Below are 11596 nucleotides of genomic sequence, written 5' to 3'. Positions count from 1 at the left end.
GAAATGGTCCAGCTCTGGAACCTGCTCTCCGCGTCCGTACACGACGCGACGATGCTCCACACCCCCTCCCGCCAGGAGGAACCCGTCAGCGGACCCGCCCTGTTCGCCCGCGCCGAGCGCACCGCGGGCGGCATCCTGGCCGCCTGCGACGGCCGCCTCCCGCGCCGCGCCGGACTGCTCATGGCCAACGGCGAGCCCTGGGTGCGCGGCCTGCTGGCCCTGCTGCGGCTCGACGCCGCGGCCGTCCCGCTCGCGCTGCCGGTCGCCTTCGGCGGGGCCGACGCCTACGCCGCGCACATCCAGCGGATCGCGGCCGACGCCTCCCTCGACGCCCTGCTCGTCGACGGGAGCCTCGGCAGCCGCATCGTCTCCCGCGTCGCGGCCGCCGTACCGCACCTGCCGGTCATCGACATCGCCGAACCGCCCCGGGACGCCGTGGACCTCCCGCCGGTGCGCGGCGGCGGCGACGCCGCGGCCGTCATCCAGTACACCTCGGGCAGCACCTCGGCGCCCAAGGGGGTCGTGGTCACCCACGACAACATCGACGCCGGACTCGACGCCATCGGGGACGGCACCCGCTGGGGACCCGAGGACGCGCTCGGCCAATGGCTGCCGCTCTTCCACGACATGGGCCTGTTCACCATGCTCGCCTCGCTGCGCCACGGCACCAAGACCTCGCTGTGGCAGCCCGGCGACTTCGTGCGCCGCCCCATGCAGTGGCTCGGCGAGTTCGCCGCGTCCCGGTCCACGATCCTGCCCGCGCCCAACTTCTTCTACGACTACCTCGTCGCGGCCGCCGCCAAGGGCATCCCCGACGACCTGGACCTCTCCGCCTGGCGCTACGGCGGCAACGGCTCCGAACCGGTCAGGCTGAGCAGCCTGGAAGCCTTCCAGCGGACCTTCGCCCCCTACGGGCTGCGGCCGCAGGTCGTCCAGCCGAACTACGGCCTCGCCGAGGCCACCCTCATCGTCAGCAGCGGCATCCCGCGCACGGACTACCGCAGCCTGCTGGTGGACCGCGCCGACCTGTCCGTCGGCGACCGGGTCACCGAGAGCCCCGAGGCCGGACCGACCGTGCGCACCGTCGTCTCCTGCGGCCCCGCCGTCGCCGGCATCGAGGTCCGCATCGGTGACGCCGAGGGCACACCGCTGCCCGAGGGCACCGTGGGCGAGGTGCAGATCGGCGGAGCGCCCGTCACCACCGGCTACCTCGGCCTGCCCGCCGCCGAGCAGCCCTTCACCGCCGACGGGTTGCTCCGTACCGGCGACATCGGATTCCTGCACGACCGCGAGCTGTACGTCATCGGCCGGATGAAGGCGATGGCCGTCGTCCGGGGCCAGAACTACTACGCCGAGGACGTCGAAGAGATCGTCAAAGCCACCCCCGGGGTCGACCGCAGGCACTGTGCCGCGTTCGCCTGGGACGTCGAGGGCGAGGAACGCATGGTCGTCATCTGGGAGACCCGGCTCGACGGCGACAGCGCCGCCGCCGTCGGCGAGGCCATCCGCGCGCGCCTCCTGGAACACCTGGGCCTGGGCGCCGTGGAGACCCTCGCCGTCTCCCCGCAGAGCCTGCCCTTCACCAGCTCCGGCAAGGTCAAGCGCTCCGGCGCGGCCGACCTCTACCGGCAGCAGACCGCGGCCCTGACCACCACCCTGACCACCGCACCGGAAGGACACTCCCAGTGAGCGCCGAGAAGACCCTGGACACCGTCGTAAGCGCCCTGGCCCACCAGGCCAACGTCCCCGCGACCTCGATCGACCCGGACAAGCCGCTCACGGCCGTACCCGGCATCGAATCCGTCAAGGCGCTGCGCGCGATCACCGACATCGAGGACGCCTACGACGTCGTCATCCCCGACGACTTCCTCTTCGAGACGGCGACCGTCGGCGAACTGGCCGCCTTCGTCGCCTCCCTCATCCCGGAGGGCAGCTCCGTATGACCGTGAAGAGCGCGATGACCGTGGAGAGCGCGGCGCCCGAAGCGCTGCTCGGCGCCCTCGGCCGGTTCACCGCGGTGCCCCGGGACATCGGGCGCTACGACACCGACGCCCGGACCGCGGCGCAGGCCCTGCGCGCCGCCCCGGAGCAGGTGGCCCGGCTGGCCGCCGAAGGACTGCCGCACGTCACCGACTCCGCGCGCGGCCCCCTGTTCGACTACGACGACCTGATGAACGTCGGCATGTTCTGCGGGACCGGACAGACCGTGCCGGAGCTGGGCCTGCGCTTCCTCATGCGGTTCGCCGCCTCCTCCCGTGACAGCTGGTACGCGCCCCGGGACTGGGAGATCGGCGTCCACCCCGCCCGGACCGCGGGCGGTGAGGATGCGGGCGCGCCCGCCCCCGCGGGCCGGCTGCCCGACGTGACCGTACGGGTGCCCGACCTGTCGGCGCCCGGGGTGGAACTCCTCTCGGAACACCCCTTCGAGGACCCCTTGCGCGTCGGCGGCTACACGGCCACCGTCCGCCTGACCGGCGCCGACCAGAGCGTGCGCGACCCGCGCATCCACGCGGCGTGGAACGAGGTCGTCGAGGGCCTCGCCTCCCGCCGGGTCACCTACCAGACGGTGCCGGAGGCGCTGCGCGCCGACCACCACCGGGCCTGGGAGATGGGCATCGCCGACTGCGTCGTCGCCTCCCGGCTGCTGGCCGACCGGCTGCGCGCGGCCGGCCTGGAAGCCACCGCACGGCGCGGCTACCTCCTCGGCCTCTTCGGCAGCGACCACGCCTGGTGCGACGTCGTCGAGGACGGGGTGCACAAATCCCTCGACCCGGTCTTCGCCTTCGTCGCCACCGTCGGCGACGAACGCGGGGTCGCCGAGTCCCCGGAGTTCGCCGCCGCCTGCTTCGGCAGCCGCTTCAACCGGCTGCTGCCGTGCCGCACGGACAGCGCCGAACCCCTCGTCTACTTCGACGGCGCACCCGCCCCCTACTGGGCGATGGTCGGCGTCAGCGCCCGCCCCCGGAGGAACGCATGAGCCTGGCACGCACCCTCGTACGGCAGAGCCTGGACCACCCGGCCCTGCTCGACCGGATCACCGACGGGGCCCCGCTCGCCGGAGCGGGCGTCAACTCCGGCGAACTCATCCGGCTCGCCCTGAACATCGAGGACCACCTCGGCCGGCCGCTGGAGGACGAGGAGCTGCTGGAGCTGACCTCCGTCCACGCCGTCGCCCTGCTGGTCGGGAACGGGGCGGCCTGAGATGTGGCTCAACCACGTGGTGCGCCGCGGACTCGACCGCACCCCCGACGCCCTCGCCCTGCGCGACGCCGGCCGTGACGTCAGCTGGCGCCGCCTGCACCGCGACGTGGAGGCGCTGGCCGCCCGGCTGCGCCGGGACGTCCCGCGCGGCAGCCGCGTCCTGGTCCTCAGCGGCAACCGGGTCGAGGTCATCGAGACCTACCTGGCCTGCGCGTCCGCCGCGGTGGTGGCCGTACCGGTCAACCCGGCCCTCACCGACCGCGAGATCGAGGCGATCGCCGGATCCGTGGAACCGGCCGCCGCGGTGGCCGACGCCGAGGGCCTCGCCCGGCTCGCCGCCCTGTACCCCGGGCTGCCGCTAACGGACATCACCGCCGTCGCCGGCCTCCCGGACGCCGGCCTCCCGGACGCCGGCCTCCCGGACGCCGGCCTCCCGGACGCCGGGCCGGAGCCGACGCCCCACGAGGGCGCCGGCCTCGCCGACCCGGTGATGATCCTGCACACCTCCGCCACCACCGGCACCGCCAAGGGCGTCGTCGTCGACCAGCGCTCCCTCCAGCTGAACGCGCTGTCGTGGCTGGCCGACGTGGGGCCGCGGCCCGGCACCGTCTTCCTCAACGCCGGTCCGCTCTTCCACGGCAGCGTGGTGATCGCGCTCGACCACCTCGCGGCGGGCGGCACGGTCTGCGTCCTGGACCGGTTCACCCCGCAGGGCTGCCTCGCCGCCCTGGAGCGCTGGCAGGTCGAACACGCCTTCCTCGTGCCGTCCATGGTCCGCCTCACCCTCGACGCGCGGGCGCTGCCCAGCACCGACCTCGGTGCGCTGCGGCTGCTCCTGCACGGCGCGGCCCCGATGCCCGCCGAGCTGGCCGTCGAGGCGCGCGGGCGGCTCGGCGTCGAGCTCCAGACCGTCTTCGGCATCACGGAGGGCGGCGGACCGGTCGTCTCGCTCGCCCCGCACACCGAGGTCGGCGCACCCCCGGTTCCCGGCGCGGTCTGCGTCGGACGCCCCATGCTCGGCACCGCGCTGCGGATCACCGACAGCGACGGCCGGGAGGTCGGACAGGGCACCCTCGGCGAGGTCCAGGTGGCCGGCGCCGGCCTGATGCAGGGCTACTGGAAGCGCCCCGAGGCCACCGCCGAGGTACTGCGCGATGGCTGGCTCAACACCCACGACATGGGGTGCGTCGACGCGGACGGCCTGGTCTGGATCGTCGACCGCCGCAACGACCTGATCCTGCGCGGCGGCCAGAACGTCTACCCGGCCGAGATCGAGCACGTCCTGCGGCAGTCACCGAACGTCGCCGACGTCGTCGTGGTTCCGGTGGAATCACCGGTGTGGGGCCAGATCCCCGTGGCCTTCGTCCAGCCCCGGACCCCCGAGGCCTTCGACGCCGCCGAACTGCTCGGGCTGTGCATCGAGGGACTGGCCGCCTACAAGCGGCCCAGCCACTTCCTGCCGCTGGAGACCGTCCCGCGCAACCCCGCCGGAAAGGCACTGCGGCCCCGGCTGCGGGAGCTGGCCCACCGCCTCGTCATCGAAAGCGAGAACACCCCGTGACCACCACCGACTACACGCGCCCGGAGATCCTGACGGCGCTGGCCGGCGAATGGGCCGTCCCGGTGCAGGGCAACGCCGTCATCCAGTGGGACTACGACCAGCGCAACGACAAGATGGTCCGGCTCTACCAGCAGGGCAAGCAGCGCCAGTGGGACATGGACGAACGCCTCGACTGGGACCACGAGGTGGACCCCGACGACCCGCTCGGCCTCCCGGACGACTTCATCTCCATCTCGGGCTCCACGCTGTGGGACCGGATGCCCGAGAGCGAGCGGACGGTCGTGCGCAAGCACAGCAGCGGCTGGCTCTACTCGCAGTTCCTGCACTCCGAGCAGGCCGCCCTGATCGCGGTGGGCAAGATCCTGCTCACCGTCAACGACCTGGACTCCAAGCTGTACGCGGCCACCCAGCTGATGGACGAGGCCCGGCACGTCGAGGGCTTCAACCGCTTCCTGCACACCAAGATCGGCCTGCGGTACGGGCTCTCCCCGTCCATCGCCGCGATGTTCGAGCACGCGATGCGCGAACCGCGCTGGGACTTCGGCGTGCTCGCGGCGCACATCCTCGTGGAGAACATGGGCCTGGCCACCTTCGGCGTGCACCGCGAGCGGCTCAAGGACCCGCTGGCCCGGGCGTTCAGCGCCTACGTCGCCCGCGACGAGGCCCGCCACGTCGCCTTCGGCCGGCTGCTGCTGCGCGAGTACTACCCGCAGCTCGGCGAGGCGGAGCTGAAGGAGCGCGAGGACTTCGTCGTCGAGGGCTGCTGGGCGCTGCGCGACCGGTACGTCGACGACGACATCTGGAACACCCTCGGCTACGGCGAGGAGGCCATCAAGGCCTCGCGCCGCTCGCCCGCCAAGCGGGAGTTCCGCCGCCTGGTCTTCATGCGGATCGTGCCGGGCCTCAAGGAGATCGGCATGTTCGGCCCGCGGGTGCAGGAGGCGCTCCAGAAGATGGGCGTCCTCGGCTTCCACTCCGTGGACGAGGCCGCGCTGCGCGAACTGGACGACAAGGCGGCCGTGGACGAGCTGACGCGGCGCGAGATGGACTTCCGCCGCCGCGACATCGCCTCCGTCGTCGACCTCGGCTCCCTCGCCGCGGACGGCGCACCCGCCGCCTCCTGACCGGGCTCCGCCCGCCCCCCGCCCGTCCCGCACCGCGCGGGACCACGCCCCCGTCCCGCCCCTGGACCAGCGGAGAGACCGACATGCTCGAAGTCACCCTGCCCCCCGACCGGCCCGGCCGCATGCGCGGCCTCGCCGCCCCCGACGCCGACACCAGCGGGCGGCGGACCCTGACCGGGCTGGCCGACGGAACCGTGCCCGACCCGCCCGCCGCGCACACCCTCGCCCTGCCGCCGGCCACCTCCTGGCTGCCCGGCCTGGTCACCTGCGAGACGGAGTTCGACGCGAACCTGACGCTGACCCCCGGGGTCGTCTTCGGCGGCTGGATCGCCTGCCTCGTCGACCACTTCGCGGGCCTGGTGATGCTGTCGGCGATCCCCGACGGGTCGGGCTTCCTGACCGCCGGGCTGTCCGTCGCCTACCACGCGCCGCTGCTGCCGGGTCCGGTGACCGTGGAAGCCGTACTGACCAGCTGCTCGACCCGGCGCGCGGTCGCCGAGGTGCGTTTCCTCCAGGACGGGCGGCCCGCCTGTACCGGGACGGTCGAGCAGATCATCCACCGGGCCGGGAGCAACCGTGCGTGAGAGCGAACTGGACCGGGAACACCTCGACTTCCGGGACATGGTGCGCGAGTTCGTGGACCGGGAGATCGCCCCCTTCCACGCCGACTGGGAACGGGCCGGGCTGGTCGACCGGCAGGTGTGGCGCTCCGCCGGAAAGCTCGGACTGCTCGGCATCGACGTGCCCGAGGAGTACGGCGGCGGGGGCGTGCGCGACTTCCGCTACCAGGCGATCATCAGCGAGGAGATCATGCGGGTCGGCGCCACCGGCGTCGGCTTCGCCCTCCACAACGACGTCGTCGCCCCGTACCTGCTGGACCTCGCCACCGAGGAACAGAAGCGCCGCTGGCTGCCCGGCTTCTGCTCGGGCGAGCTGATCACGGCCATCGCCATGACCGAACCCGAGGCCGGCAGCGACCTGCAGGCCATCCGCACCAGCGCCCGCCGCGACGGCGACCACTACGTGCTGAGCGGCGCGAAGACCTTCATCACCAACGGCATCCACGCGGACCTCGTGATCGTGGTGGCCCGGACCGAGCCGGGCAGCGGCTCGCGGGGACTGAGCCTGCTGGTCGTCGAGCGCGGCATGCCCGGCTTCGAGCGCGGCCGCAAGCTGGAGAAGATCGGCATGGCCGCGCAGGACACGGCCGAGCTGTTCTTCGACGAGGTGCGGGTGCCGGTCGCGAACCTGCTCGGCCGGGCCGGACGCGCCTTCCTCCACCTGGCGAACAACCTTCCCCAGGAACGCCTCGGCATCGCCGCCTACGCCGTGGCCGCCGCCGAGACCGCCTTCGCGCAGACGCTCGCCCACTGCAAGTCCCGCAGCCAGTTCGGGCAGGCCATCGGTTCCTTCCAGCACGTCCGCTTCGAACTCGCCGAAATGGCAACCGAGTTGGACGTGGCCCGCACGTACGTGGACCGGGCCGTCGCAGAGCACAACGCGGGACGCCTCGACGCCGTCGCCGCCGCGAAGGCCAAGTGGTGGGCCACCGACGTCCAGCGCCGCGTGCTGGACCGCTGCGTGCAACTGCACGGCGGCTACGGCTTCATGCGCGAGACCCCCGTGGCCAGGGCCTTCGTCGACAACCGGGTGCACGCGATCTACGGCGGCACCAACGAGGTCATGAAGGAACTCATCGGCCGCGACCTCGGCGTCTAGCCCCACCCCCACTGCCCACCCACTTTTCAACCGCCCGCCGGAACGGAGAACGTACGTGAGTGACAGACAGCTGGAGGTCTGCGTCATAGGCGCCGGCCCCCGTGGGCTCTCGGTGCTGGAGCGGCTCTGCGCCGACGCGCGCGAGCGGGCCGCCGGGACCACCGTCACCGTGCACGTCGTGGACCCGGCCCGGCCGGGCGCGGGCAGCGTCTGGCGCACCCGGCAGTCGCACCACCTGCTGATGAACACGGTCGCCTCCCAGGTCACCCTGTTCACCGACCCGAGCGTCGAGATGGCGGGCGCCCCCGCCCCGGGTCCCAGCCTGTACGCCTGGGCCCGCGCCCTCACCGAAGGGCACGGGCACGAGCACGGGTACGACGCTCACGACGGGGCCGCCCACGACGACCAGGTGCTGGCCGAAGCCAGGGACCTCACCCCGGACTCGTACCCGACGCGCGCCTTCTACGGGCACTACCTGGAGTGGGTGTTCCGCCGCGTGGTGCGCACCGCACCCCCGCGGCTCACCGTCCACGTGCACCCCCTGCGCGCGGTCCGCCTCCACGACCAGGCGGACGGACGCCAGTGCGTCACCCTCGCCAACGGCACCCGGATCAGCGACCTCGACGCCGTGGTCATGGCCCAGGGCCACCTGCCCCTGCTCCCCGACGCCGACGAGCAGCGGCTCGCCGCGTTCGCCCGTACGCACGGCCTGCGCCACGTCCTGCCGGCCAACCCCGCGGACACCGAGCTGTCCGCCGTCGCCCCGGGCGAGTCCGTCGCCCTGCGCGGCCTCGGGCTCAACTTCTTCGACCACATGGCCCTGTTCACCCTCGGCCGCGGCGGCACCTTCGAGCGCCACGACGGGACGCTGGTCTACCGCCCCTCCGGCCGCGAACCCCGCCTGTACGCCGCCTCCCGGCGCGGAGTCCCGTACCACTCGCGCGGCCGCAACCAGAAGGGCGCGCACGGCCGCCACCACTCCCGGCTGCTGACCCCGGACCGGCTGGCGCGGCTGCGCGCCGTCGCCGACCGCGAGGGCCTCGACTTCGCCCGCGACCTGTGGCCGCTGATCGCCAAGGAGGTCGAGACCGTCTTCCACACGGCGCTGCTGGCCCGCCGGGCGGCCCCCGGTCAGGCCCGCCGCTTCGAGGAGAGCACCCTGGCGACGCCCTGGGGATCCGCCGAAGAGAGCGACGTGTTCGCCCGGTTCGGCATCGGCCCCGAGGACCGCTGGGACTGGAAGCGGATCGCCCGCCCCCACGGAGACCGGTCCTTCCGCGGCGCCGACGACTACCGGGCGTGGCTGCTGGACGTTCTGCGCCGGGACCTCGCCGCATCCGAGGCGGGGAACGTCGACGGCCCGCTGAAGGCGGCGCTGGACGTCCTGCGCGACCTGCGCAACGAGATCCGGCTGGTCGTGGACCACGGCGGGCTCACCGGCCGCTCCCACCGCGAGGACCTGGACGGCTGGTACACCCCGCTCAACGCCTTCCTGTCCATCGGTCCGCCGCCGCGCCGCATCGAGGAGATGATCGCCCTCGTCGAGGCCGGGGTGCTCACGGTCCTCGGGCCGGGCATGCGGGTGGAAACCGACGACCGGGCCGGGGTGTTCGTCGTCGAATCGCCCGAGGTCCCCGGCTCGCGCACCGAAGTCACCACCCTGGTGGAGGCCCGGCTGCCCGAACCCGATCTGCGCCGCACCGCCGACCCGCTGCTGCGGCACCTGGCCGCCACCGGAGCCTGCCGCCCCTACGAGATCCGCGACCCCGGCCACGGCGCCCACCGCACCGGCGGCCTGGCGGTCACCGAGCGCCCCTACCGGCTGGTCGACGCCGCGGGCCGGGCCCACCCGCGGCGCTTCGCCTACGGGGTGCCGACCGAGGCCGTGCACTGGGTGACGGCCGCGGGCATCCGGCCCGGCGTGAACTCGGTGACCCTCGGGGACTCCGACGCGATCGCGCTGGCCCTGCTCGACCTCGCCGTACCCGTGCCCGTACCCGCACCCGTGCCGGTTCCCGCCGGGGCGGCGGCCCGTGCGGCCGGTCCGGGTCGGGAGCGCCCGTGACCGCGCTCCGGCCGGTGGGGGAACCGGCACCGGACACCGGCCTGCTGTCGCCCGTACGGGCGGGCACCGCCGCCGAGGCCGCGACGGGCGACACCGCCTGCCTCCAGGCGATGCTCGACGCGGAGGCCGCGCTGGCGCGGGCCCAGGCACGGCTCGGCGTACTGCCCGCCCGCGCCGCCGAGGCCGTCACGGCCGCCGCGCGCGCCGAGCTGTACGACCTGCGCGAGGTCGCGGTGCGCGCCCGGGCGAGCGCCAACCCGGTGGTGGGGCTGGTGCGGATGCTCACCGAAGCGGTGGCCCACCAGGACCCCGGGGCGGCGCAGTACGTGCACCAGGGATCCACCAGCCAGGACGTCCTCGACACCGCGCTGATGCTGGTCGCGGCCCGCACCACGGACCTGATCCTGGACGACCTGGACCGTACGGCCGCCGCGCTGGCCGCACTCGCCCGCGCACACCGGGACACCCCGATGGCCGCACGCACCCTGGGCCAGCACGCGGTGCCCACCACCTTCGGACTCAAGGCGGCCGGCTGGCTCCAGGCCGTCCTGGACGCCGAGGAACGGCTGCGCCGCGTCCGGGAGCACGGCCTACCCGCCCAACTGGGCGGCGCGGCGGGGACCATGGCCGGATACCTGGAGTACGCGCGCCTCGGCACCGGCAGCGGCACCGGCGGCCCCGGCCCCGGCCTCGGCACCGGCCCCGGCTTCGGCCCTGGCCCCGGCCCCGGCACCGGCACTGGCACCGGCACTGGCACTGGCACTGGCACCGGCACAGGCAGCGGCACCGCCACCGGCACAGGCACCGCTACCGCTACCGCTACCGCCAGCGGCCCCGGCCCCGGCCCCGGCCCCGGCCCCGGCCCCGGCCCCGGCCCCGGCCCCGGCACTGGCACTGGCACCGCCACCGCCACCGCCACCGGCACCGGCCTCGGCACTGGCACTGGCACCGGCAGCGGCCCCGGCTTCGGCACAGGCAGCGGCACCGCCACCGGCGCAGGCACCGCCAGCGGCACCGCCAGCGGCAGCGGCCTCGGCGCCGGCCTCGGCACTGGCGCCGGCCTCGCCAGCGGCACAGGCCTCGCCACCGCCAGCGGCAGCGGCCTCGGCACCGGCCCCGCCACCGCTAGCGCCAGCGCCACCGCACGGGAGCCGGACGACTACGCGCCGCGGCTGACCGCCGCCGTCGCCGCCGAACTCGGCCTCGCCGAACCGCTCGTGCCCTGGCACACGGTGCGCACCCCGCTCGCCGACCTGGCCGCCGCGCTGTCCCTGACCGTCAGCGGGCTCGGCACGCTCGCCGCCGACGTCCAACTGCTCTCGCGCACGGAGACCGCCGAGGTCACCGAGGCGGCCGCCGAGGGCCGCGGCGCCTCCTCCGCCATGCCGCACAAGCGCAACCCGGCCCTGGCCGCGCTGATCCGGTCCGCCGCCTACCAGCTGCCCGGGCTGGTGGCCACCCTCGCCCAGGCCGCCGTCACCGACGACGAACGGCCCGCGGGCGCCTGGCACGCCGAGTGGGAGACGCTCCGCACGGCCCTGCGGCTCACCGGCGGCGCCGCCGCCACCGCCGCCGAACTCGCCGCGGGACTCGTCGTCCACCCCGCGCGGATGCGCGCGAACCTGGAACTCACCGGCGGCCTGGTGGTCTCCGAGCGGCTCGCCGCCCTCCTCTCGCCGGAGCTGGGGCGCGCCGACGCGCGGAGCCTGGTCTCGGCGGCCTCGGCGCGCGCCGCCGAAACCGGGCGCCACCTGGCCGACGTACTCGCCGAGGCGCCGGAGCTGGACGGCCGCCACAGCGCCCCCGCGCTGCGCGCGCTGTGCGAACCCGCGCACTACACCGGGGCCGCCGCGGCCCTCGTGGACCGGGTCCTGGCCCGCCACGCGCGCACCCGGCGCCCGGGCTGACGGCCCTCCGACGACGACG

10 protein-coding genes are annotated in these 11596 nt (G+C 74.6%); all 10 read left to right on the top strand.

Annotated features, from left to right (window positions below; genetic code table 11):
* Positions 1-3: 3 nt before the first annotated feature.
* The 10 genes from OHS33_RS37575 to OHS33_RS37530 all read left to right on the top strand — a co-directional run bounded on the left by OHS33_RS37575 (position 4) and on the right by OHS33_RS37530 (position 11577).
* Positions 4-1689 (top strand): AMP-binding protein, encoded by a 1686-nt coding sequence (locus OHS33_RS37575; protein WP_330335397.1) that lies wholly within the window; start codon positions 4-6, stop codon positions 1687-1689.
* Positions 1686-1943, top strand: coding sequence for an acyl carrier protein (locus tag OHS33_RS37570; protein WP_330335396.1), 258 nt, complete (start codon positions 1686-1688; stop codon positions 1941-1943). The genes OHS33_RS37575 and OHS33_RS37570 overlap by 4 nt, the downstream gene beginning before the upstream one ends.
* Positions 1940-2977: a hypothetical protein gene (locus OHS33_RS37565; protein ID WP_330335395.1), complete on the top strand. Its 1038-nt coding sequence runs from the start codon at positions 1940-1942 to the stop codon at positions 2975-2977. The genes OHS33_RS37570 and OHS33_RS37565 overlap by 4 nt, the downstream gene beginning before the upstream one ends.
* Positions 2974-3201, top strand: a complete 228-nt coding sequence (locus OHS33_RS37560; protein WP_330335394.1) for a phosphopantetheine-binding protein — start codon at positions 2974-2976, stop codon at positions 3199-3201. The genes OHS33_RS37565 and OHS33_RS37560 overlap by 4 nt, the downstream gene beginning before the upstream one ends.
* 1 nt (position 3202) lies before the next feature.
* Entirely contained in the window at positions 3203-4762 is a 1560-nt protein-coding gene (locus OHS33_RS37555; protein ID WP_330335393.1) for a class I adenylate-forming enzyme family protein, read from the top strand.
* Entirely contained in the window at positions 4759-5886 is a 1128-nt protein-coding gene (locus OHS33_RS37550; RefSeq protein WP_330335392.1) for a ferritin-like domain-containing protein, read from the top strand. Before OHS33_RS37555 ends, OHS33_RS37550 begins: the two co-directional genes overlap by 4 nt.
* Before the next feature lie 83 nt (positions 5887-5969).
* The gene (locus OHS33_RS37545; RefSeq protein WP_330335391.1) at positions 5970-6470 is read left to right on the top strand and encodes a PaaI family thioesterase; all 501 of its coding nucleotides are present in this window, start codon (positions 5970-5972) and stop codon (positions 6468-6470) included.
* A complete protein-coding gene (locus tag OHS33_RS37540) occupies positions 6463-7605 on the top strand; it encodes an acyl-CoA dehydrogenase family protein (protein ID WP_330335390.1) in 1143 nt (380 codons plus the stop codon). Before OHS33_RS37545 ends, OHS33_RS37540 begins: the two co-directional genes overlap by 8 nt.
* 55 nt (positions 7606-7660) lie before the next feature.
* Positions 7661-9670: an FAD/NAD(P)-binding protein gene (locus OHS33_RS37535; protein ID WP_330335389.1), complete on the top strand. Its 2010-nt coding sequence runs from the start codon at positions 7661-7663 to the stop codon at positions 9668-9670.
* Positions 9667-11577, top strand: coding sequence for a lyase family protein (locus tag OHS33_RS37530; protein ID WP_443065502.1), 1911 nt, complete (start codon positions 9667-9669; stop codon positions 11575-11577). Before OHS33_RS37535 ends, OHS33_RS37530 begins: the two co-directional genes overlap by 4 nt.
* The last annotated feature ends 19 nt before the right edge of the window (positions 11578-11596 follow it).

This window comes from Streptomyces sp. NBC_00536 (assembly GCF_036346295.1).
In the GTDB taxonomy this organism is placed as follows: Bacteria; Actinomycetota; Actinomycetes; order Streptomycetales; family Streptomycetaceae; genus Streptomyces.
This window is presented reverse-complemented; position numbering and strand designations above follow the sequence as displayed.

Bases quoted from the DNA above. Each gene is read 5' to 3' on its own strand.
- OHS33_RS37575 (WP_330335397.1), top strand. From the start codon at position 4: ATGGTCCAGCTCTGGAACCTGCTCTCCGCGTCCGTACACGACGCGACG.
- OHS33_RS37565 (WP_330335395.1), top strand. From the start codon at position 1,940: ATGACCGTGAAGAGCGCGATGACCGTGGAGAGCGCGGCGCCCGAAGCG.
- OHS33_RS37560 (WP_330335394.1), top strand. From the start codon at position 2,974: ATGAGCCTGGCACGCACCCTCGTACGGCAGAGCCTGGACCACCCGGCC.
- OHS33_RS37555 (WP_330335393.1), top strand. From the start codon at position 3,203: ATGTGGCTCAACCACGTGGTGCGCCGCGGACTCGACCGCACCCCCGAC.
- OHS33_RS37545 (WP_330335391.1), top strand. From the start codon at position 5,970: ATGCTCGAAGTCACCCTGCCCCCCGACCGGCCCGGCCGCATGCGCGGC.